This is a genomic window from Pseudazoarcus sp. NS20 (genome assembly GCF_059703745.1).
The window spans coordinates 1-22,376 of the sequence record NZ_BAAKIY010000003.1 but is presented as its reverse complement, the minus strand read 5'-3'; the positions used below and the strand labels follow the sequence as shown (position 1 = coordinate 22,376).

Annotated in this window: 24 protein-coding genes and 2 rRNA genes; 13 read left to right on the top strand and 13 right to left on the bottom strand. The window is 62.6% G+C overall.

Annotated elements, in window-relative coordinates; translation table 11 throughout:
• The first annotated feature begins 14 nt into the window (after positions 1-14).
• On the top strand, positions 15-434 hold the full coding sequence (locus AC6H0W_RS08805) for a CoA-binding protein (protein WP_497576793.1): 420 nt from the start codon (positions 15-17) through the stop codon (positions 432-434).
• Between the two features lie 14 nt (positions 435-448).
• On the opposite strand, the gene clsB is transcribed toward AC6H0W_RS08805, so the two are convergent.
• Genes clsB through AC6H0W_RS08785 form a run of 4 tightly spaced genes read right to left on the bottom strand, consistent with a single transcriptional unit; the run spans position 449 to position 3,971 of the window.
• Positions 449-1,606, bottom strand: a complete 1,158-nt coding sequence (gene clsB / locus AC6H0W_RS08800; RefSeq protein WP_497576792.1) for a cardiolipin synthase ClsB — start codon at positions 1,604-1,606, stop codon at positions 449-451.
• Positions 1,603-2,349 carry an endonuclease/exonuclease/phosphatase family protein gene (locus AC6H0W_RS08795; protein ID WP_497576791.1) on the bottom strand — a complete coding sequence of 249 codons (747 nt, stop codon included), beginning with the start codon at positions 2,347-2,349 and terminating at the stop codon, positions 1,603-1,605. Before AC6H0W_RS08795 ends, clsB begins: the two co-directional genes overlap by 4 nt.
• 43 nt (positions 2,350-2,392) lie before the next feature.
• Positions 2,393-3,493: a quinolinate synthase NadA gene (gene nadA / locus AC6H0W_RS08790; protein WP_497576790.1), complete on the bottom strand. Its 1,101-nt coding sequence runs from the start codon at positions 3,491-3,493 to the stop codon at positions 2,393-2,395.
• 25 nt (positions 3,494-3,518) lie between these two features.
• Entirely contained in the window at positions 3,519-3,971 is a 453-nt protein-coding gene (locus AC6H0W_RS08785) for a rhodanese-like domain-containing protein (protein WP_497576789.1), read from the bottom strand.
• Between the two features lie 53 nt (positions 3,972-4,024).
• Here AC6H0W_RS08785 and AC6H0W_RS08780 point away from each other — a divergent pair, with 53 nt between their 5' ends.
• The 11 genes from AC6H0W_RS08780 to AC6H0W_RS08730 all read left to right on the top strand — a co-directional run bounded on the left by AC6H0W_RS08780 (position 4,025) and on the right by AC6H0W_RS08730 (position 14,207).
• Positions 4,025-5,203, top strand: a complete 1,179-nt coding sequence (locus tag AC6H0W_RS08780) for a cation diffusion facilitator family transporter (RefSeq protein WP_497576788.1) — start codon at positions 4,025-4,027, stop codon at positions 5,201-5,203.
• Positions 5,204-5,468: 265 nt separating this feature from the next.
• Positions 5,469-6,878 carry a type I glutamate--ammonia ligase gene (glnA, locus tag AC6H0W_RS08775; RefSeq protein WP_497576787.1) on the top strand — a complete coding sequence of 470 codons (1,410 nt, stop codon included), beginning with the start codon at positions 5,469-5,471 and terminating at the stop codon, positions 6,876-6,878.
• Between the two features lie 170 nt (positions 6,879-7,048).
• Positions 7,049-7,585, top strand: a complete 537-nt coding sequence (locus AC6H0W_RS08770) for a DUF4124 domain-containing protein (RefSeq protein WP_497576786.1) — start codon at positions 7,049-7,051, stop codon at positions 7,583-7,585.
• A 57-nt stretch (positions 7,586-7,642) separates the two neighbouring features.
• Positions 7,643-8,713: a nitrogen regulation protein NR(II) gene (gene glnL / locus AC6H0W_RS08765; RefSeq protein WP_497576785.1), complete on the top strand. Its 1,071-nt coding sequence runs from the start codon at positions 7,643-7,645 to the stop codon at positions 8,711-8,713.
• Between the two features lie 36 nt (positions 8,714-8,749).
• The gene (gene ntrC, locus AC6H0W_RS08760; RefSeq protein WP_497576784.1) at positions 8,750-10,177 is read left to right on the top strand and encodes a nitrogen regulation protein NR(I); all 1,428 of its coding nucleotides are present in this window, start codon (positions 8,750-8,752) and stop codon (positions 10,175-10,177) included.
• A gap of 74 nt (positions 10,178-10,251) precedes the next feature.
• The gene (locus tag AC6H0W_RS08755; protein ID WP_497576783.1) at positions 10,252-11,043 is read left to right on the top strand and encodes a biotin--[acetyl-CoA-carboxylase] ligase; all 792 of its coding nucleotides are present in this window, start codon (positions 10,252-10,254) and stop codon (positions 11,041-11,043) included.
• Complete coding sequence (locus tag AC6H0W_RS08750) at positions 11,040-11,759, top strand: type III pantothenate kinase (RefSeq protein ID WP_497576782.1); 720 nt, start codon at positions 11,040-11,042, stop codon at positions 11,757-11,759. The genes AC6H0W_RS08755 and AC6H0W_RS08750 overlap by 4 nt, the downstream gene beginning before the upstream one ends.
• Positions 11,760-11,826: 67 nt before the next feature.
• A complete protein-coding gene (locus tag AC6H0W_RS08745; protein WP_497576781.1) occupies positions 11,827-12,540 on the top strand; it encodes an SPOR domain-containing protein in 714 nt (237 codons plus the stop codon).
• On the top strand, positions 12,537-13,154 hold the full coding sequence (gene coaE / locus AC6H0W_RS08740) for a dephospho-CoA kinase (RefSeq protein ID WP_497576780.1): 618 nt from the start codon (positions 12,537-12,539) through the stop codon (positions 13,152-13,154). The genes AC6H0W_RS08745 and coaE overlap by 4 nt, the downstream gene beginning before the upstream one ends.
• Positions 13,155-13,251: 97 nt before the next feature.
• Positions 13,252-14,007 carry a cell division protein ZapD gene (zapD, locus tag AC6H0W_RS08735; RefSeq protein ID WP_497576779.1) on the top strand — a complete coding sequence of 252 codons (756 nt, stop codon included), beginning with the start codon at positions 13,252-13,254 and terminating at the stop codon, positions 14,005-14,007.
• Positions 14,008-14,012: 5 nt separating this feature from the next.
• Positions 14,013-14,207, top strand: coding sequence for a DNA gyrase inhibitor YacG (locus AC6H0W_RS08730; RefSeq protein WP_497576778.1), 195 nt, complete (start codon positions 14,013-14,015; stop codon positions 14,205-14,207).
• Here AC6H0W_RS08730 and AC6H0W_RS08725 read toward each other — a convergent pair.
• Entirely contained in the window at positions 14,204-15,178 is a 975-nt protein-coding gene (locus tag AC6H0W_RS08725; RefSeq protein ID WP_497576777.1) for a Nudix family hydrolase, read from the bottom strand. The two genes, AC6H0W_RS08730 and AC6H0W_RS08725, sit on opposite strands and share 4 nt — an antisense overlap.
• Positions 15,147-16,013, bottom strand: a complete 867-nt coding sequence (locus AC6H0W_RS08720) for an ATP-binding protein (protein ID WP_497576776.1) — start codon at positions 16,011-16,013, stop codon at positions 15,147-15,149. The genes AC6H0W_RS08725 and AC6H0W_RS08720 overlap by 32 nt, the downstream gene beginning before the upstream one ends.
• Before the next feature lie 180 nt (positions 16,014-16,193).
• Here AC6H0W_RS08720 and mltA point away from each other — a divergent pair, with 180 nt between their 5' ends.
• Complete coding sequence (mltA, locus tag AC6H0W_RS08715) at positions 16,194-17,408, top strand: murein transglycosylase A (protein WP_497576775.1); 1,215 nt, start codon at positions 16,194-16,196, stop codon at positions 17,406-17,408.
• A gap of 33 nt (positions 17,409-17,441) precedes the next feature.
• Here mltA and AC6H0W_RS08710 read toward each other — a convergent pair whose 3' ends face one another.
• The 7 genes from AC6H0W_RS08710 to AC6H0W_RS08680 all read right to left on the bottom strand — a co-directional run.
• The gene (locus AC6H0W_RS08710; RefSeq protein WP_497576774.1) at positions 17,442-18,155 is read right to left on the bottom strand and encodes a DsbC family protein; all 714 of its coding nucleotides are present in this window, start codon (positions 18,153-18,155) and stop codon (positions 17,442-17,444) included.
• A gap of 13 nt (positions 18,156-18,168) precedes the next feature.
• Positions 18,169-19,332 carry a UbiH/UbiF family hydroxylase gene (locus AC6H0W_RS08705; protein WP_497576773.1) on the bottom strand — a complete coding sequence of 388 codons (1,164 nt, stop codon included), beginning with the start codon at positions 19,330-19,332 and terminating at the stop codon, positions 18,169-18,171.
• Positions 19,333-19,404: 72 nt separating this feature from the next.
• Positions 19,405-20,238: a UDP-2,3-diacylglucosamine diphosphatase gene (locus tag AC6H0W_RS08700; RefSeq protein ID WP_497576772.1), complete on the bottom strand. Its 834-nt coding sequence runs from the start codon at positions 20,236-20,238 to the stop codon at positions 19,405-19,407.
• Positions 20,235-21,449, bottom strand: coding sequence for a glycosyltransferase family 4 protein (locus AC6H0W_RS08695; RefSeq protein ID WP_497576771.1), 1,215 nt, complete (start codon positions 21,447-21,449; stop codon positions 20,235-20,237). The genes AC6H0W_RS08700 and AC6H0W_RS08695 overlap by 4 nt, the downstream gene beginning before the upstream one ends.
• A 68-nt stretch (positions 21,450-21,517) precedes the next feature.
• The gene (locus tag AC6H0W_RS08690; RefSeq protein WP_497577330.1) at positions 21,518-21,886 is read right to left on the bottom strand and encodes a diacylglycerol kinase; all 369 of its coding nucleotides are present in this window, start codon (positions 21,884-21,886) and stop codon (positions 21,518-21,520) included.
• Positions 21,887-22,083: 197 nt separating this feature from the next.
• Positions 22,084-22,196 (bottom strand): 5S ribosomal RNA (rrf, locus tag AC6H0W_RS08685).
• 89 nt (positions 22,197-22,285) lie between these two features.
• Positions 22,286-22,376 (bottom strand): 23S ribosomal RNA (locus tag AC6H0W_RS08680); the annotation flags it as partial.

Here is a 22,376-nt window from a genome sequence, read left to right as displayed (position 1 = left end):
CAACAGGCTCAAGCATGCTCAACACCGATCAGCAATTGCACGCGCTGCTGCAGCGCACGCGCACCATCGCCGTCGTCGGAATGTCCGACAAGCCCGACCGCCCCAGCCATTACGTGGCGCAGTTCATGCGCAACCATGGCTACACCATCATTCCGGTGAATCCGCAGTGCACGGAGATCGACGGCCTGACCTGCTATGCCAGCCTGCGTGACATTCCGGTGCCGGTGGATATGGTGAATGTATTCCGCCGCCCGGACGACATTCCGCCGATCGCCGAAGACGCTGTGGCCATTGGCGCCAAGAGCCTGTGGATCCAGCTGGGTCTGGTCAGCGACGAAGCCGCCCGCATCGCTGAAGCCGGCGGGCTGGATGTGGTGATGGATCTGTGCGTGAAGGTTGAATACGCGCGCCTGTTCGACGCAGCGCAAGACTGAAGCGGGCCGTCGGATCAATGCTTGCCGCGAAAACCGGCAAGCCCGACCGCCCAGCGCACGAAGGCGTAGGCAAGCCACGAAACCATGCGCCGCACCCGCGGCAGTTTTTCCCAATCGTCGGACTTGAGTTCGCGCGCGCCGGACTCCATGGCGCGCGCAAGACTCTCGCGCAGGCGGCACGCAAACTCGGCATCCTCGACGACCACGTTGGCTTCGCGCGCGAGCATCAAGCTGAAGGGGTCGATGTTGCTCGACCCCACCGTCGCCCAGCGGCCATCCACCACCGCGACTTTGGCGTGCAGATAACTGCGGTGATACTCGAACAGGCGGATGCCGTGCTCTAGAAAATACGGGTACAAAGCGCGCGTGGCATGGGCCAGCGTCGGGTGATCCGAAATGCCTTGCAGCAGCAGGATCACTTTCACCCCGCGCCTGGATGCATCCACCAGCGCCTGTCGGAACGCACCGCCGGGGAAGAAGTACGCGCAGGCGATCACGATTTCACCCGCCGCGCCGTTGATGGCCTCGAGATAGGCCTCTTCGATATCGCGGCGGTGTCCCAAGGTATCGCGCACGACAAATGCCGCACGCACGCGCCCCGCCGGCTTCGGCCGCTGCGCCGTCAACCGCGGCACGGCGTTGCGTTGGCGCAGATGCGCCCACGACACCACCCACCACAAACGCTTCACGGCGTGCTCGATGTCGCCGACCAGCGGGCCTTCGACACGCACCGCGTAATCGAACCGCGGATGCGGAGGGCCGGCCTCTTCGATGTCATCAATGACGTTGATGCCCCCGACCCAGGCCATGCGCCCATCCACCGTGACGATCTTGCGATGCAGGCGCCGCAGGCGCTGACGGCGGATGCGCCAACGTCCCACCTCGGGCCGGAACACCAGGACCTGCACCCCGTCGGCCACCAGAGCGCTCATGAAATGATCGACGAACGGCCGGGCGCCGAAACCATCCACCATGACCCGCACCGTGACGCCACGCAAGGCGGCACTGCGCAAGGCATCCGCCATCAGACGCCCGATCGTGTCGTTTTCGAACAGGTAGGTTTCGAGGTGCACGTGATGCGTGGCCGCATGAATGGCCGCGAGCACATCGGGGAAATACGCTTCACCGTTCTCCAGCAGCACCAGTGCGTTGCCGCTGACCAGCGAATTCACGCAGACAGCTCCAGCGAGGCGGTGAGCGGTGCATGGTCGGAAATCTGGCCCCACAGCGCGCCGGAGTGCACCTCGGCCGATTTCACCTCGAAGCCCCGCACGTAGATGCGATCCAGCGCCAGCACGGGCATGCGGCACGGGAAGCTGCGCGCCGGCCGGCCCTGACTGCGGAACACTTCAACCAGATTCAGGCGTGAGGCCAGCAGCGGCTCGGCACGGTTGAGCCAGTCGTTGAAATCACCGGCGATGATCAGCGGCGCGCCGGGCGGCACGATGCTTTCCACGCGATCGGCCAAGGCTTCCATCTGACGGCGCCGGCCACCGCCGGTAAGCCCCAGATGCACGCAGAAGCAATGCGCGGTTTCCGGCCCGCCGGGCAGATCCACTTCGCAATGCAGCAGACCACGTCGCTCGAAACGGTGATCCGAGACGTCCTGGTTGTACGACGAAACGATGTCAAAGCGGCTCAGGATGGCGTTGCCGTGATGACCGTGGTCATACAGGGCATTCTGACCATAGGCGCTCTGATGCCAGTGATCGTGCGCCAGAAACTCGTGCTGAGAGCCCGACGGCCAGTTGGCGTGAACCGTCTCATGACGCAGATTCATGCCCTGCACTTCCTGCAGGAAAACCACGTCGGCATCCAGAGTGCGCAGGCGGTCGCGCAACTCGTGGATGACCATGCGACGGTTGAACTGGGAAAACCCCTTGTGGATGTTGTACGTGCAGACCTTGATCGTCATTTCAGATTCCGTGCAACGAGGGTGAAGTCGCTGAACGGGTAGATCAGGACGCCTCCAGCATACGATCGAGCGCGAGGCGGGCCAGTTCCGCTTCGTGCTCGGGCACGCTGATGCGGTTGACGACGTTACCGTCCGCAAGGTTCTCCAGCGCCCACGCCAGATGTTGCGGATCAATGCGCTGCATGGTCGAGCACATGCACACGGTCGGCGCCATGAACTGCACCGTCTTGCCCTGCGGACGCATCTCTTCGGCCAGGCGATTGACGAGGTTCAACTCGGTCCCCACCAGCCACTTCGTGCCTTGCGGTGCGGCGTGGATGGTGTTGATGATGTACTCGGTGGAACCGACGTAATCGGAATTCAGGCACACATCAAGGTTGCTCTCGGGGTGCGAGATGACGAAGCCGTCCGGGTGCTGCATGCGCCAGCGGCGGATGTGACTCTCCTGGAACATCTGGTGCACCGAGCAGTGGCCTTTCCACAGCAGCACTTTGGCCTTGCGGATTTCGTCAGGCGTCAGGCCGCCGTATTCGAGGTCGGGGTCCCACACCAGCATTTCGTCGGCCGGGATACCCTTGTTGTGACCTGTCCAGCGGCCCAGATGCTGATCCGGGAAGAACAGCACCTTCTCGCGGCGAGCAAACGCCCAATCGAGAATCTTGGGGGCGTTGGTGGATGTGCACACGATGCCGCCATGTTCGCCGCAGAAGGCTTTCAGGTCGGCAGCCGAGTTGATGTAGGTGACCGGCGTGATCAGCTCGTCTGGCGTGCCCAGCACTTCGGTGAGCTCGCGCCAGCAGCGCTCGACCTTGGCGAGGTTGGCCATGTCGGCCATCGAACACCCGGCCGCCAGATCAGGCAGGATCGCCATCTGGTGAGGCTTCGACAAAATGTCCGCCACCTCGGCCATGAAGTGCACGCCGCAGAACACGATGTATTCCGCATCAGTCTGTGAGGCGAGCTTGGACAGGCGAAGCGAATCACCGGTGAGATCCGCGTGGCGGTACACATCGGCGCGTTGGTAGTGATGACACAGCAGCACGGCACGATCACCCAGGCGGGCCCGTGCGGCAAGAATGCGCTGTTGAGCTTCGTCGTCCTGCAGCTGGTTGAAACGGTCGAAACGGATGATGGCTTGCGTCATGGTGTGATTGCTTTGCTCGCGTTGATCAGCCCTGCGTCCAGGGCAGGCCGGCGTGGCGCCAACCGCCGACGCGGTTGCGCTGTCCGTTGGCGTCACGATCGCCTTCGAACCCTTCGAGAACGTTGTAGGCCTCGCTGAACCCCGCTTCGGCGGCAGCCCGCGTGGCCTTGTCGGAACGAACGCCGGACCGACACATGAACATCACCAGAGCTTCGGAATCGACCTCCCGCGCGAGCTGCTGCGCAAAGGCGGCATTCGGGGTGTTGCCTGGATAACTCAGCCACTCGATCTCGACCGCACCCGGCACGCGCCCGACCCAATCCCACTCGGCGCGCGTGCGCACATCGACCAGTTTTGCGCCCGGGGCATGCTGCAGCACTTCCCACGCTTCGGACGGCGTCAAGGCTCCCGCATACGGAAGCCCCAGTCGCTCGGCACGCTCACGTGCCAAACCGAGGATTTCGTTCAATTTGCCCATGGTCACGATCCGACTAGAATCGAAACCGACGATTATACGCGGAAGAGTTCTGCATGGCCCGCAGCACCCCTCAAGACAGCTCCTCCACCACGCCGGCCGAGCAGCGCTCGCGTGGCATCCGGCGCACTGCACTGGTGGCGATCTTCACCAACGCCAGCCTCGCGTTGGGGCAAATCGTCGTGGGCTTGGCGGCCAACGCATTCAGCCTGGTAGCCGATGCGGCCCACACCATTTCGGACTTGTTCACCGACTTGCTCGTGCTCTTCGCGGGCAAACACGGCGCCAGCCCGGCCGACGCCGACCACCCCTACGGACACGCACGCATCGAAACCATCGCCACGCTGTTTCTCGGCGCCACCCTGTGCGCCGTCGGCATAGGCTTTCTGCTGGCCTCGGGCAACCGTCTGCAGCATATGGACCAGGCACCGGCGCTGCATACCGCCGCGCTGTACATGGCCGTCGCCACATTGCTTGCCAAGGAGTTGCTGTTCCGCTTCACGCTGAAAGCCAGCAAGCGTCTGCGCGCGCCCGTGCTGGAGGCCAACGCATGGCATGCGCGCTCGGACGCGGCGTCATCGCTGGTGGTGGCCATCGGCATTGCCGGAAGCCTGGCCGGCTATCCGTTTCTCGAGCCACTGGCTGCTGCAGTCGTGGGCTTCCTGATCGTTCGTGTCGGCACAGGCCTGGGGTGGCGTGCGGTCCGCGAACTGATCGACACCGGCCTGCCGGCAGACGACGTGGCACGCATCCGCAAGACCGTGCTTGCCACGCCCGGCGTCATCGACAGCCACGATCTGCGAACTCGCCGCATGGCAGACCGCGTGCTGTGCGACACACATGTATTGGTGGCACCGCGCATCTCCGTTTCGGAGGGCCACCGCATCGCCAACCGAATCCACAAGGCGATACGCGCTGTCCACCCTGAGGTGCGCGACGTGCTGGTACATGTAGACGTGGAAGACGATCATGGGTTGCCGCCCCCCGCGGATACACTGCCCGATCGCGCCGAAGTCACCCGCAGCCTCGCCGAACTGCTGGCAGACCACCCCGTCGCCGAGCCGCGCATCTTGCTGCATTACCTGGGCGGAAAAGTGGAAGTCGAGGTTCTTCTCGACGCTTCGACCGGGGCACGCCTGGATCACCGCGCACTGAAATGCCGCACCGAAATCTGGCTGAAGGAGCATCCCGCGTACCGCTCAATCACCTTTTTCGTGCAGAGCGCACCACATTGATGCACACTTTTGGTTATATTGCATCGTTTTGGTGCATTTGTGGTACGGGCGCGCATGGGCCAGTGCCGACATGGACAAGTAACACCTGCATCCTGCCTTGCGTAAAACTGCCACAGCAGATCGACTCCGCCGGGTAACGCCGTCTGCGCCGAGATCGCTGGGCATTGCAATCACTTCACCTTAGAATCTGGCACGCAAACTGCTTTGTTGCACCCGGGGAAGTTTTACGCGCCCACTGATTCGCATCTTTTCACCAGGAGTGGATATGAATTCTCAAGAAGTCATGAAGCTGATTCAGGAAAACGAAGTCCGCTTCGTCGACCTCCGTTTCACCGATACCCGCGGCAAGGAGCAGCACGTCGGCCTGCCGGTGTCCGCATTCGAAGAAGAGCACTTCGAGCACGGCCACCCGTTCGACGGCTCGTCGATCGCCGGCTGGAAGGGCATTCAGGCTTCGGACATGATCCTGATGCCGGACGCCAGCTCCGCCTACATCGACCCGTTCTTTGACGAAACCACGCTGGTACTGACCTGCGACGTCATCGAGCCGTCCGATGGCAAAGGCTACGACCGCGACCCGCGCTCGATCGCCAAGCGCGCCGAAGCCTACCTGAAGAGCACCGGCATCGGCGACACGGCCTATTTCGGCCCGGAACCCGAATTCTTCGTCTTCGACGCCGTTGAATGGTCGGTCGACATGTCCGGCGTGTACAGCAAGGTCATCTCGGAAGAGGCTGCCTGGTCCACCGCCGAGAAATTCGAAGGCGGCAACACCGGCCACCGTCCGAAGGTCAAGGGCGGCTACTTCCCGGTCCCGCCGGTTGATTCGCTCAACGACGTGCGCGCCGCCATGTGCCTGGCGCTTGAGTCGGTCGGCATCCCGGTTGAAGTGCATCACCACGAAGTTGCCAACGCCGGTCAGTGCGAAATCGGCACCAAGTTCAGCACGCTGACCCAGCGCGCCGACTGGACGCAAGCGCTCAAGTACGTCGTGCACAACGTTGCCCACCAGTACGGCAAGACGGCCACCTTCATGCCGAAGCCGATCGTTGGCGACAACGGTTCGGGCATGCACGTGCACCAGTCGATCTGGAAAGACGGTCAGAACCTGTTCGCGGGCAACGGCTACGCCGGCCTGTCCGAAACGGCCCTGTACTACATCGGCGGCATCATCAAGCACGCCAAGGCCCTGAACGCCATCACCAACCCGTCGACCAACTCGTACAAGCGTCTGGTACCGCACTACGAAGCGCCGATCAAGCTGGCCTACTCCGCACGTAACCGCTCGGCTTCGATCCGCATTCCGTACGTCGCCAACCCGAAAGGCCGTCGTATCGAGTCGCGCTTCCCGGACCCCGCAGCCAACCCGTATCTGTGCTTCGCAGCACTGATGATGGCTGGCCTGGACGGCATCCAGAACAAGATCCACCCGGGCGATCCGGCCGACAAGAACCTGTACGACCTGCCGCCGGAAGAAGACGCGAAGATCCCGACCGTCTGCTTCAGCCTGGATCAGGCGCTGGCCGAGCTGGACAAGGACCGCGAGTTCCTGACCCGTGGCGGCGTGTTCTCCAACGACTTCATCGATGCCTACATCGAACTGAAGTCCGAAGACGTCAACCGCCTGCGCGTCACGACCCACCCGGTCGAGTTCGACATGTATTACAGCCTGTGAGCTTTTCGCGCTCCTGGCGGTAAGCAACAAGGGACGGGCATTGCCCGTCCCTTTTTTATGGGTTTTAATCGGCATGCATGGAACGACGCGAGCCCGGGGTACATCCAAGCCTTGTCGCCTATACCTCAAGGCACACGCGACGCTTACCTCGGCATATATCCGGACCCGACATGACCAGATCCACCCTTCTCCTGCTGGGCATACTGCTGACCTCACCGGCTTACGCTCAGGGCACGGTGTTCAAATGCGTGGACGATCGCGGCCGCGTGACCTACACCAACGACCGCGCGCAGGCACGCAACTGCCAATCCATGCGCACCGACCAGCCGGTTTCGTCTGTCGCTCCGATCGCACCCACAACGCCCGCGGCAAAACCATCAGGCTCGAATACGCCAAACAGCTTCCCCAGCGTCTCGCAAGAGCAGCAACGTTCGCGCGACAACGACCGCCGCGCCATCCTCGAATCCGAACTCAAGAGCGAAGAGGCCAGCCTGCAAAGCGCCCAGGCTGCGCTGAAAGCCCAGGAAGACCTCTACCCTCCGGAAGAGCGCAACGCACCTCCGAGAAACGCCGAGGGCAAGGTAACCGGAGCAGCGGGCATCAATGCCGCGAAACGCAATGCCCGTCTCGAACCCTACATCGGCCAGGTCGAACTGCATCAACGCAACGTCGAAGCCTTGAAGCGGGAGATGTCCCGTCTGCGCTGAAATTCGGCACGTGGCCTGGATTTTGCTTTGACTGAGCAAAACATCTGGCGAGGAACCATGCCGAACCCCCAATCAAGCCCACGCCCCGATGGCCCGTTTTCCGGCCTCGATCTGCTTTCTTCGGCTGTCGTGCTGACCGACGACCGGCGCATCATCCGTTACCTCAATGCCGGCGCAGAAAACCTCTTCGCCATCAGCCATCGCAAGCTCGTCGGCATGCCGCTGCACAAGCTGCTTGGCAAATCCGCGGCGCTCGACGGCGCGCTCGACAATGCGCTGAAGCTCAACTGGAGCTATACCGGTCAGGACATCAAAGTCCCCCGCCCCGACGGCGAAGCCTTGCGGCTGGACTGCACGGTTACTCCGGCCGATGCCGATGGCGTCGCCCTGCTGCTCGAGTTCCGCCCGATTGACGCGCAACTGCGCGTGGCTCGCGAAGAGCAACTGCTGCAGCAGCAACAAGCCAACCGCGAACTCATCCGCAACCTGGCCCACGAAATCAAGAACCCGCTCGGTGGCATCCGCGGCTCTGCGCAGTTGCTTGAGCGCGAGCTGACCGACCCGGTGCTGCGCGAGTACACCGAAGTCATCATCGCCGAGGCCGACCGCCTGCAAGACCTGATGAATCGCCTGCTGTCCGCGCACAGCATCATGCGTCCGGCGCAAATCAACATGCATGACGTGCTGGAGCGTGTGCGCCGCCTCATCCTCGCCGAGTTTCCGCAGGTGTCCGTGCGTCGCGATTACGACACCAGCCTGCCGGAGTTGACCGCCGATCGGGAGCAGCTGATCCAGGCCATCCTCAACATCACCCGCAACGCCGCGCAGGCCATGATGGGCGAAGGCGAGATCAAACTGCGCACGCGGGTTGCACGTCAGGTGACGCTGGCCAAGCGCCGCTTCAAACTGGCATTGGAATTGCAAGTAATCGACAACGGCCCCGGCATACCGGACGAGATCCTCGACAAGATCTTCTATCCGCTGGTGTCGGGACGCGAGGGCGGCAGCGGTCTGGGCCTGTCCATAGCACAGAGCTTCGTGGAGCAGCATCAGGGGATGATCGACGTACAGAGCCACCCGGGCCATACGTGCTTCACCATCCTCCTGCCGATTTCAAACCGCGCCTGAGCCTTTGCCCAGGCGCACCAGGATAGTGCATAGACTATGAATACCGTCTGGATCGTTGATGATGACCGCTCCATCCGCTGGGTGCTGGAAAAAGCACTCTCGCGTGAAGAGATTGCCTACGAGAGCTTCACGTCGGCAACCGATGCGATCGCCGCGCTGGAAGACGTCCCGACGCCGCCCAGCGTGTTGATTTCGGATATCCGCATGCCCGGCCGCTCTGGCCTGGAACTGCTGCAGCGGGTGAAGACGCTGCACCCCAGCGTGCCCGTCATCATCATGACGGCCTACTCCGATCTCGACAGCGCGGTCTCTGCCTTTCAGGGTGGTGCGTTCGAATACCTGCCCAAACCGTTCGACGTGGATCAGGCCGTGGCGCTGGTCCAACGCGCACTCGAACAGAGCACGCACCAGAATGGTGCCGAAGTGGAATCCCCTGTCGCCCCTGAAATCCTCGGGCAAGCGCCGGCCATGCAAGAGGTCTTTCGCGCCATCGGCCGCCTCGCCCAATCGCACGCCACGGTGCTGATCAACGGCGAGTCCGGCGCGGGTAAAGAACTCGTTGCGCGCGCCCTGCACCGTCACAGCCCGCGCCGCGACGCGCCCTTCATCGCCATCAACACCGCCGCGATTCCACGCGACCTGCTCGAGTCGGAGCTTTTCGGCCACGAGCGCGGGGCCTTTACCGGCGCGGCGGCACAGCGCCGCGGGCGTTTCGAGCAAGCCGAGGGCGGCACGCTGTTTCTCGATGAAATCGGCGACATGCCGGCCGAACTGCAGACCCGCCTGCTGCGCGTGCTGTCGGACGGCCACTTCTACCGCGTCGGCGGGCAACAGCCGATTCGCGCCAACGTACGCGTCATCGCTGCCACTCACCAGGACCTGGAAGAGCGCGTGCGGCAGGGGCTGTTCCGCGAGGATCTCTTTCACCGCCTAAACGTGATCCGTTTGCGTCTGCCGCCGCTGCGCGAGCGCATGGAGGACATCCCCATTTTGGTGCGCCACTTCCTGCAGAAGAGCGCACAAGATTTGAGCGTCGACGCCAAACGCATCTCGGAAAGCGCTCTGCGGCACCTGCAGAGCTATTCTTTCCCCGGCAATGTGCGCCAGCTTGAGAACGTCTGCCACTGGCTTACTGTCATGGCACCCGGCCAGGTCGTCGAGCTCGCCGACCTCCCCCCCGAACTGCGCGATCAACCGGCCTCGCAGCCCTCGACCGACTGGACCGACAGCCTGTCGCGCGATGTAGACCGCCTGCTGGCCAGTTCGCCCGGAGAAGTGTTCGAGCAGCTTTCACAGGTTTTCGAGCGCACGCTGATCCGCCGCGCGCTGGTCGCAACCGGAGGGCGCAAGATCGAAGCCGCCCAATTGTTGGGTATCGGCCGCAACACCATCACGCGCAAGATCCAGGATCTCGACATCGAGGACGTGCGCCACTCGCCTATCGAGGCGGAACACGGCGACTGAAAACCGCGGAGCCGGCTAGCCCGGCGCCTGGGCTTGCAAGATAATGCGGGCTTCCGCACCGGGAGCCTGCACGTTTGTCCGAACACCCACCGCTTTCGATTGAACGTACCCTGGCTTGCCTTGGCAACGCCGCGACGCAGTTCACGCTCGATTTCGTCGAACACTGCGCCTCCACCAACGACAGCCTGAGCGCCCGCCCGCCCGTAAAGAACGCGATGGAAGTCTTGCTGGCGCAACGGCAGACCGCCGGCCGTGGCCGACGCGGCCGCAGCTGGCTTGCACAGCCTGGCCAAGGGCTGACTTTTTCATGCCGATGGACGCCGCCCGAGCACGCACCAACGTTGAGCGGCCTGTCGCTGAGCGTCGGGCTGGCCGTCGCGGAAGCGCTGCAATCGCTGGGCGCTCGGGGCATTGCCCTGAAGTGGCCTAACGACCTTCTGGCGAACGGCGCGAAGCTTGCGGGCATCTTGATCGAGCTGGCCTCCGGGCAGCACCGCACACGCAGCGTGATCATCGGCATCGGCCTCAATCTGCGCTCTGCGCCCGGCGAACTGCCTTTCACCGCCACCGCCTTGCACGCACACATGGACACACCGCCCCCGGATGAGGCCATCCTCGCACGCATACTCTTGCGGTTGCACGCGCGCCTGCAAGACTTCGCCGACGGTGGCTTTGCGTGCATGCGCGACGCGTGGCAGGCCAACGATGCATTTGCGGCAAGATCGGTACGGATCAGCGGCGAAGGCACCGACTGCGAAGGCACATGCGAGGGGGTTGATCACGATGGAGCGCTGTTACTCCGCACCTCAAGCGGTGCGCAAAAACGCATCCTTTCGGGCGATGTCTCGCTCAGGGTCTCGACATGAAACTGCTGATTGACGCTGGCAACACGCGAATCAAATGGGCCTTGATGCACGACGGCGCCTGGATCGGCGACGGCGCCCTCGAGCATGCCGAGGCCGACAGCCTCGGCTGCATTCTCGACCGTCACCCAGCGCTGCAGTCCGCGCTCGGGCTCAATGTCGCCGGCGAAGCATTGGGCGCCCGCCTGGAAACATGCGTGAAAGCGCGTGGCGTTACCCTGAGCTGGCTTACGTCCTCCGCTTACCGCTGCGGCGTCACCAACCTGTACGCCGACCCGGCGCAGCTTGGGGCTGACCGCTGGGCGGCACTGATCGGTGCACGCAGCATGCACGCCGCAACGTGCGTCGTCGTCTGCGCCGGAACCGCCACCACAGTGGATCTGCTTGACGCCACCGGTCAGTTCCAGGGCGGGCTGATCCTTCCCGGCGAACATCTGATGCGCCAGTCCCTGGCGCGCGACACCGCCCGTTTGCCGCTCGCAGACGGCGACCCCAGCGACCCACCCCGTTCGACCGTCGACGCCATCGTCACCGGCTGTCTGTATGCCCAGGCAGGCGCCATCGAGCGTTTTTTCACGCGTGCAACGTCCGACCCCCAGGCGCTGTGTCTGCTCTCGGGCGGCAGTGCTCCACGCATCGCCCCCTTGCTTGGCATCCCGCATCGGCATGTGGAAAACCTCGTGCTGCGAGGTTTGGCCATCGCCTCCGATCCCTCTTGAGGCCGCGCATCATCATGCCCACCGCCCCATGCTCCGCAACCCGCACCGCTTGCGTTAAAGTGCCCGCATGTCGCTTCGAACGCTGCTGATCGTCCTGTTGCTGCTCAATATCGTCGCCTTCACCGGAGGGCGCATGGGCTGGCTCGGCGGCTCCAGCATGCGTGGAGAGCCGGAACGTCTCACCAATCAGATCCGGCCCGACGCGCTTGATTTAGGCGCGCACGCGCCTGCGCGGGTCAGTCCGACGCCGGCGCCGGTCACTCAGGTCATTCCTGTTACGCCGGAACCACCCGAACCTGTCGCGCATCAAGCCCCCGACGCCTCCACGACTCACTGCGCCGCCTACGTCGTTCAAGGGCCCGCAGGCCTTGCTCAAGCCACCGCACTGGCCGAAACCACACAAGGGCAAGTACGCCTGACTCACGAAGTGCTGGAGGAATCGACCAATTGGCGCGTTCGCATCCCGCCGGCCCCCAATCAGAGTGCCGCCGAGCAACGCCTCAAGAACCTTCAGGGCCGCAACATCCAGGATGTGTATCTGGTGCGCAGCGAAGGCCCCAGCCAATGGTCGATATCGCTGGGTTTGTATTCGTCGGAATCCTCTGCACGACAACGTCTGGCCAGCCTGCGCGAGCAAGGCGTCAGCAATGCCGAGGTCGTGCCAGGTACGCCTACACGCCACGAAATCGAGTTTCGCGGGCCGGCCGAGGCGCTGGAAGACGTCGCCGCGCGAATTGAAGCCAGCCTCGGCGCCGATGCCCGGCGCGCCTGCTCGCAGTGAGCGCTCGCGAACGCCCCTTCATCATCGGCTTGACCGGTGGAATCGGCAGCGGCAAGAGCGCGGCCGCCGAGCGCTTCGCCGAGCTTGGCGCCGAGGTGATCGATACCGATGCCATTGCGCACGAGCTGACGACAGCGAGCGGCCCCGCCATCGAGCCTATCCGTGCCGTCTTCGGCGCCGAAGTGATCAACCACGTCGGCGCACTCGACCGTGCCGCCATGCGCCAACGCGTGTTTGGCGACCCTGCCGCACGCAAGCAGCTGGAGGCCATCCTCCACCCCATGATCCGCGCCGAGAGCGCGCGCCGCTGCAGCCTTTCGACCGCACCCTACGTGGTACTGGCAGTGCCGTTGCTGATCGAATCGGGCCACTGGCAACAACGCTGCGACCGCGTGTGCGTCATCGACTGCCCGGAAGCCCTGCAACTGCAGCGCGTCATGGAGCGCAGCGGCCTCGAAGAGGCGCAGGTGCGCGCCATCATGGCCACTCAGGCCAGCCGTGAAACACGCTTGGCGGCCGCCGACGATGTTGTCGACAACAGCCATGACATCGGCTCGCTACGGCGTCAGATCGACGCCCTTCACGCACGCTACATCTTGTTAGCAAACTGCTGAAGGCACACGGCGGGCGCGGGTTTTCGCTGTGCTATCATCGACCGCTAATTGCATACGGCAAGCCAATGCCGCCCAACAACGGATCGGGCACGAAGCAGTGATCAGTTACGAATACCCGTTGAACGAACGCATTCGCACCTTGCTGCGGCTAGAAGACCTGTACGCCCGTCTGGCGCACTTCTGCCGCAGCGATGGCGCCTCAGAGCACCATTGCGCGCTGCTTACGTTGTTCGACGTGCTCGAAGTCGCCGGCCGCACCGAACTCAAGGTCGACCTCATGCAGGAGCTTGAGCGTCAGCGCCAGATCCTGATGAGCTTCCGCAACAACCCCGAGATTTCCGAAGATGCCCTCAATGGCGCTCTATACGAAATCGAGCAGGCCTCGTCTTCGTTGCAGGCCATGGCCGGCAAGATCGGCCAGTACCTGCGGGAAAACGAATGGCTGATGGCCATCCGCAGCCGCGCTGCCATCCCTGGCGGTGTCTGCCAGTTCGACTTGCCTTCGTACCACTACTGGTTGAGCCGCGACGCCGCCGCTCGGCGCCATGACCTGACCACATGGACCACCCCGATGCTGCCGATCCGCGAGGGCATCACCATCGTGCTGCGCCTTCTGCGTGCCAGTGGCCACACCGAGGCGCTGGTGGCTCACCATGGCTCCCATCAGCTCACGATGACGGGCCGTAGCTCCCAGCTGGTGCGCATCGCGGTCGAGGGCGGAAATCAGGTCGTCCCCGAGATCAGCGCCAACAAGTTCGCGCTGAACATTCGCTTCCTGTGCCCCGAAACCCTGGCACGCCCCCGCCCCACCGAACGTGACGTGCGTTTCGCCCTGACTTTCTGCAGCATCTGACCCGCATGAGCGCAAGCAAAAACCTGACGGTCAAATGCCCGCAATGCGGCACACCAGTAGAATGGGGGCCTGGAAGCACGTGGCGTCCGTTCTGTTCCCAGAGATGCCGTCAGATCGATCTGGGCGCCTGGGCATCCGAAGAGTATCGCGTGGCGGCGGACGCACCGCCCGACGACAGCGAACCCCCTCGCGACAGCTAAACAAGCCAGGCTGAACGAATGCTAGCGACGCCGTGTGCGCCCTGCGCACGCGCCTCTTGCAGATCAGCTTGCCCCAGCCCTCCCAAAGCGAACACCGGCATCGGCAGATCGTGCGCCAATTCAGCAAAACGAGCCCAGCCCATGCCTTTCGCATCGGGGTGCGTCAGGGTCGGCTTGACCGGACCCAGCAAGGCGTAATCAAGGCCAAGCGCAGCCGCCCGCTCCAGCTCGCTGCGGTCATGACACGACGCGCCCACCCATTCGAAATCCGGCCTCGACGTCATTCCGGCCAGCGCGACACTCTTCAGGTGCACGCCGTGCACGCCGGCTGCGCGCGCGAGTTCGGCAGTGCCGTTGAGGACAACGATGGCACCGTAAGCCTTGGCCCGAGCGAGCACCTCGCGGGCCAGCGACAGCACGGCCTCCCGCCCCAAGCCCGACTCCCGAATCTGAACTAGACGCAAGCCTGCCTCCAAGGCCCGTTCCAACCCGGTCAATTGCGCTGCAGCACCGATCTCGAACGCATGGGTGATGCCCATGAAAGCAGGCAGGCTCAAGGCCTTCATCACGGGCCCGTTGGCGGGCAACATCGGCCCCACTTCGCTCGTCTGCGCAAACTGCCAGGAAAGCGCGTCATGCACGCGACCGTCAGGCTCGCCCTCCCACTGCGTCACCCGGAAAAAGCGCAAGGTCACGCTCGCGTGTTCGTAGTCATGGCGCCGCACGATCCACGGCTCCAGCGTGCGCACGCGAATGCCAAGCTCTTCATCAAGCTCTCGCACCAACGCAGCCGCCGCATCCTCGCCGGCCTCGACCTTGCCGCCGGGAAACTCCCAATAGCCGGGGTAAAACGTGCCCGGCGCACGGCGCCCTAGCAGAAACGCCCCATCGCCACGAACGATCACGCCCGCAGCCACTTCCACACGCTTCACCACGGCATCACACCAATCCGGCGCGGCCGGCGTAGTCACGGGCAAACTGCGAGGCGACACGCCCCGAGCGCGAGCCACGCTGAAGCGCCCATTGCAAGGCTTCGCCACGCGCGGCCTCGATAGTCTTGCGATCCAGGCCGTATGTCTTGAGCCAGTGCCCGACGATCTTCAGGTATTCGTCCTGACTGAACGGATAGAACGAAATCCACATACCGAAACGCTCGGACAGAGACACTTTCTCTTCGACAGCCTCGCCCGGATGGATCTCTCCGCCGACATGCCGGGTTTGCAGGTTTTCGTCGTGGTACTCAGGCATCAGGTGACGCCGGTTCGACGTGGCGTAGATCAGGACATTGTCAGGCAGTGCTGCCACCGAGCCGTCGAGAACGCTTTTCAGTGCCTTGTAGCCGGCTTCTGCCTCCTCGAACGACATGTCATCGCAGAACACGATGAAGCGCTCCGGGCGCCCCTGCACCATCTCGATGAGGTCAGGCAGGTCGATGAGATCATCCTTGTCGATCTCGATCAGACGCAGGCCCTTCTTCGAGTAGGCATTCAACAGCCCCTTGATCAGCGACGACTTGCCGGTACCACGCGCTCCGGTCAGCAGCACGTTGTTGGCATAGCGCCCCTCGACGAACTGCCGGGTATTGCGGTCGATTCGCTCTTTCTGCTCGTCGATGTCGCACAAGTCCTTCAAGCGAATGCCATGCGGGTGCGTAACCGGCTGCAACCAGGTACGGCCTTCACGACGACGCCAGCGAAAGGCCACCGCGGATTTCCAGTCCGGCTCCTGCGTGGCGGACGGCAGCAAACGCTCGACCCGCTCGAGCAGTTGCTCGGCACGCGTTAGGAAACTTGCGAGTTCATTCATTGTTTTCTTTGTCCTGTTGCTTGTCTTTGCGTCGTCTGGGAAGAGTCGCCAGCACGATGACCAGAAGCAGAATCAACGCAATCGCTGCTTCGAGAATAATCACCCACATGTTCGCCCCCCGGGCACGGGGTGCCCCGTATACTGTCGCTGCACGATTCACCGAGTTTACCCGAAGCCCACATGAATCCACTCCCCCTGCGCGCCCTGCTGGCAGCCTTGCTGCTTGGCTCCGTCTTCACAGCATCCGCGAATCAATGCCCTGCACCACCGGTCGCTCCGGCCTGCCCTGTCTGTCCCGTCTGTCCGGGCGCCGAGCAGCCCAAGAAACCCGACGCTCCACCTCTCCAACCCGGCGACTGGTCTGAGCTTCCGGGCTGGAGCGCCGATCAGCATCAGGAAGCGTGGCCTGCCTTGCAGCAAACCTGCTCTGCCATCGGGCAGCGCCCTGCCTGGCAGGAGGTCTGCAGTGCGGCCCAAAGCCTCGGCCGCTCGCCCTCCAATCGCAATGTGCGTGCGTTCTTCGAAAAACACTTTGTCCCCTGGAAAGCCGTTAACCCGGACAGCACCCGCGAGGGCATGGTCACCGGCTACTACGAACCCGTCATCCAGGGCAGCCGGCAACGCTCGGCCAAGAACAACTGGCCTGTCCATGCTCCGCCGGCCGACATGATCTCCGTGGCGCTCGGCGAGCACCAGCCCGAATTGCGCCACATGCGCCTGCGCGGGCGGCTGGTCGGCAATCGTCTGGTGCCGTATTGGACGCGCGGCGAAATCTCGGCCATGGGGGATGCATTCCCTGCCGAAACCCTGTTCTGGGCGGCCGATGCGCTCGACTTGTTTTTCATGCAGGTGCAAGGCTCCGGCCAGATGGAGTTGGGCGACGGCACGCGCGTGCGCATCGGCTACGCCGACCAGAATGGCCATCCATACACCTCGATCGGACGCTGGCTGATCGATCGTGGCGAGCTCGAGCTGCATCAAGCCTCGATGCAGGGAATCAAGCAGTGGGCGCAGGAGAACCCTGCTCGACTCAACGAACTGCTCAATGCCAACCCGAGCTATGTGTTTTTCCGTGAATTGCCGCTCACCGGGGACGGCCCGATCGGCGCGCTGGGGGTTCCGCTCACGCCGGGCCGCAGCATCGCGGCCGACCCGCGCTTCATTCCGTTGGGTGCGCCGGTGTTTCTCGACACCACACACCCGCTCTCGGAACGCCCCTTGCGGCGGCTGATGATGGCGCAGGATACCGGCAGTGCGATCCGCGGTTCGGTACGCGCCGACTTCTACTGGGGCAGTGGCCCTGAAGCCGGGGAACAGGCCGGCCGCATGCGTCAGCAAGGTCGCATGTGGGCGCTGCTGCCAAAAGGCATGAAACCTGAGGGCATGAAGCCCTGAAAACAAAAAGGCCGGCTTTCGCCGGCCTTTTGCTTACTTCACTTCGGCAAACACTTCTTCGATCTGGCTCCCCCTCAGGTAACCACCGACTCGACGGCCATCGGCAAAGAACAAGGTCGGGGTACCCTCGACACGCAGCTTGCGGCCAAGCGCGATGTTCTCGTCAACAGCCTTGGAATCACACTTTGCAGAGGGCGGAGCACGGTTATCGAGAATCCAGTCGTTCCAGGCCTTGGCTTGATCTTTCGCGCACCAGATGTTGCGCGACTTGGTGTCCGAATCCTGGCCCAGCACCGGGTACAGGAAGGTGTAGATGGTGACGTTGTCCATCATGGCCAGATCAGCCCCGAGGCGCTTGCAATACCCGCAGTTGGGGTCCTCGAAAGTGGCGATGATTCGCTTGCCGTCGCCACGCACTTGCTTGATGGCGTTTTTCAGCGGCAGGCTGGAAAAGTCGATGGCTGACAACTGATTGCGACGCTCCTGCGTCACGTCTGAACGTTTGGCAGTATCGATGATGCGGCCATCGAAGATGAACCCTACCTTGGCATCGGTGTAGAGCAACTCCCCGCTCTTGAGCACCACTTCGTACAAGCCCGCATACGATGTCTTGTTCACGGCTTCCACCGCTTCTGCACCGATGAACTCGTTCATGCCCTTCTTCACGGCGTCTTCATTGGCATGGACAAGCGACACCCCGAACAGGGCCGAAACGCACAGCGCGGTGCGCAGCATGGTGGTTAACATCGATTTCTCCGTTTCAGAATTTTCCGTTTGTCGCATAGCGGACAAGCGCGTTGGCTAAGACCGGTACGCTCGCGGTGAGGTTCATGCCGCGGTTGCGCAGGAATCGCAAGGCAGGATTATCGGTCATGAACAGGCGATTCAGCGCGTGCGTGACGCCCTGCAACAAGGCGGGCTCCTCGGCACGCTCGCGTGCATACGCACGCAGCACGGCGTGCTCCCCGGGGTCACGCCATTCCGGCAAGGCCTTGAGGCGCTCGGCCAACGCAGCGGCATCGCTGAACCCGAGATTGATGCCATGTCCCGACAACGGGTGAATGGCGTGCGCGGCGTCGCCGATCAAGGCCAACCTGGGGCGAACCGTTTCCGCGACACGCAACAGCCGCAACGGAAACGCCGCTGCCGCAGTTTCCAGCTGCATGGCTCCGAGGCCGTACCCGCCCGCCTCTGCCACGCGCGCGCTCAACGCTTCGGGCTCCAGCGCCAGCAGGGTCTGCGCATGCTCTTCCGGCGTGGACCACACGATCGAAACACGGTTATCCGGCAGCGGCAACCACGCCAGCACGCCGTCGGCGCGAAACCACTGACGGGCAATGTTGTGATGCGGCTTCTCGCAGCTGAAGTTGGCCACCACGCCCAGCTCGCCATATGGCGAAACCTTGGCCTGAATGCCGACCTGTTCCCGCACCCATGAATTCGCGCCGTCGGCAGCGACGACCAGGCGTGCCCGCAACTTTCGACCATCTTCCAGGCGCAAACCAGCACCGGAGTCATCGACATCCAGTTGGGCGGGGCGTGCGGGGCACAGCAACTTCACGTTGTGTTGCCGTCTCACGGTTTCCCACAACTCGACGTGCATCAGGGAGGATTCGACAATCCAGGCCAGCTCACCGAGGCCCGCCTCATACGCCGAGAAATTCAACTCGCCGCCGGCATCCCCCCGAATTTGCATGGCCTCGACAGCGACCATGCGCGATGCATCGAGATGGTTCCAGGCTCCGATACGCTGGAGAAAGCCGCGACTCGCCGGGCTGACCGCATAGATGCGCTGATCCCAACCCTGCGGCCGCTCCGGCGCATGGGCCTCGACGAGTGCAATACGCAGGCGAGTGTCGCGCAGGGCCACTGCAAGGCTCGCCCCGGCCAGACCCCCACCCACAATCAGGACATCAACATCCATGCTCGGACACCACTGCGATAAACCGAGCCATTCTGCCCCAGCACCGCAGCGAAGTCACTGACGCGCTTAGCCTCAGGCCGCCGACTTCTCCTCTTCCGGTCGGGCACGTGCCGCTTGAGCGATCGGCATCACTGGCACGGCCGTGCCTTCCGGTGCCTCCGCAGCGATCTCCATATCTTCCCAACGCACCACCTCGATGCGCCCGTCGAGGTGCTCGACGATACCGCTGCAAGTATCCACCCAGTCCCCGCAATTTAGATAGCGCACGCCATCCACGTCACGATCCGATGCCCAATGAATGTGGCCGCACATGACCCCATCCATGCCACGCTGGCGCGCCGCATGCACGATGGCGTCTTCGAAATCGAAAATGAAGCTGGCCGCCTTCTTCACCTTCTGCTTGGCGTACCCCGCCAACGACCAGTATCCAGGCATCCGGAACAAGCGCCGCAAGCGGGAGATGAACAGATTGATGCGCACCAGCGCGTTGTAGGCCACGTCGCCCAGCACCGCCACCCAGCGGTGATGGCGTGTCACCTGATCATATTCATCGCCGTGGATCAGCCAGTACCGGCGGCCGTCTGCGGCCACATGCACCCACTCACTCTCGACACGGATATCCCCGAACGACACCCCGGCGTACTCACGCAGGACTTCATCATGATTGCCCGGAATGAAGATCACCTGGGTTCCGTGCCGCGCCTTGCGCAACAGCTTTTGAACGACGGTATTGTGGGCACGCGTCCATTGGATGCTGCGGTTCATTGCCCAGAAATCGACGATGTCACCGAGCAGATAGATGTATTCGGATTCGTACGCTCTCAAGAACTCCAGCAACCGCTCTGCCTGACACGCACGCGTGCCCAGATGCACGTCCGAGATGAAGAGCGCCCGCACCCGGGTCATGACATCACCTCCTGAACTGAGGCGTGCACTTGATTGCCCTCCCACACCTCAAGCAGCGAGGCCGCGAAGCAATCATTGATCGCACTCCAGCTCTGCTTCAGCGCAGTTTCCCGCGCGGCGGCAGCGAACTCCGGAAGGCACGTCCTATGCCGAATCAAATCCACGGCAGCTTGAATGAAGCGCGTTTCATCTCCGAACGGCGCGAGCAACCCATTCGCTCCAGACTGGATGAGATCCGACGCCGCTGCATACTCAAAGGCCACTACGCCAAGGCCGCTGGCCATAGCCTCCAGCGTGACATTGCCGAAGGTTTCGGTGAGGCTCGGAAATAGGAAGACGTCCGCCGAAGCATAGTGCGCTGCCAGTTGCGCCCCGGTAAGCATCCCTGCAAAAACGCAGTCAGGGTGTGCGCTCTCAAGCTCGTGACGCAACGGGCCATCCCCGACCAGCACACAGCGCGCATCCGGACGAAAGAACTTGATCGCTTCAAACGTACGTAACGCAAGCCCGATGTTTTTCTCGGCAGCCAGCCTTCCCACGTACAGCAAGACCGGCGATTCATCCGTCGCTCTCCACCCGGCACGCAATAACGGATCACGACGCGCTGGATCAAACAAAACCGTGTCGACGCCGCGTGCGACCACGTCAACGTCACGATAGCCTTGGCCCTTCAGGTCTTTGCACAGCGCTACTGTCGGCACGAAGGTTCGAAGCGTGCGATTGTGAAAACTGCGCAGATACGCCGAGAGCGGCTTTCGGAGCCAACCGATGCCGTAATGCCGGCTGTAGTGATCGAAATTGGTATGAAAGTCCGAAGTGACCGGGATGCGAAGCTTTCGCGCTGCCGAAACCGCACTCCAGCCCAACGGCCCCTCCGTCGCTACATGCACCAGATCGGGACGCTGACGCTGCCAATGTTTCTGCAACCAAGTACGTGCCGGCAAGCCGAAGTGCAGACCTTCGTAGCGCGGCACCTTGCAACCTCTTGCCAGCATCTCGGTGTAGGGCTTGCCGCCCTGTGCGGACTCATCGCAAGCCTGCCGAGGGCGGATCAATTGCACCCGATGCCCCCGCTCGACGAGACCTTCGACCATCCACTTCAGGGTCATCGCCACACCGTTGATTTCGGGCGGGTAGGTTTCCGTGACCAGCGCGATACGCAAGCCGGGGGACGTCCAGAGTTCTTCTGCAGCCAGATTGTCCGAGTTCATGGCCCGGGAGCATAGGCTGCACAAAAGACACGGCTGTGACGACTAGATGACCGACAGATGACGGCCGGTCAGAAGAAGAGCACCAGAATCCAGGTCAAACCCAAGGTGATCAGCGCAAGAAAGACGGCAGCACTGCCAATATCCTTGGCCCGTTTGGCAAGCGCGTGATCTTCCAGGGAAATCCGATCAACCGTCGCTTCAATTGCGGAGTTGATGAGTTCAACCACCAACACCATGAATACGCTACCGAGCAGCAGCGCCTTTTCCACCCCCCCCGCGCCTAACCACAAGCCGAGCGGCACTAGAACCATGGCCAGCATCAACTCCTGACGAAACGCGTCCTCATGGCGTAGCGCGGCACGCAGACCATCGAGTGAGTAGTGAAAGGCATTCCAGATCCGACGCAGACCGGACTTGCCCTTGTGAGGACTTTCAATCATCGCAGAGAGGCTCCGAAAGAGCCTCGGATAATGCCAGTTTTGAGCTTCACGCACACACGATTCTCGCGTGCTCCTATAGCTTGATCCGGTTGTGCAATTGATCGGATCTTTTCTCTCACCCGCACAGACGCGCAGAGGCACAAACGCAAAAAAGCCCGCTACTTTTAGTAGCGGGCTTTTTGCATATGGGGTTAGTCTGACGATGACCTACTTTCACACAGGTATCTGCACTATCATCGGCGCGGGCCCGTTTCACGTTCCTGTTCGGGATGGGAAGGAGTGGTTCCAGGCTGCTATGGTCGTCAGACTATGACGGGGTAACAAAGTGGGAGAGTGTAGTGTGTGTATATTGGGTGCGTGACTGTATTTTGTCTTCGCGTGTTGATGCATGGTTATAGGATCAAGCCTCACGGGCAATTAGTATCGGTTAGCTGAGCACATTACTGCGCTTACACACCCGACCTATCAACGTTGTGGTCTTCAACGA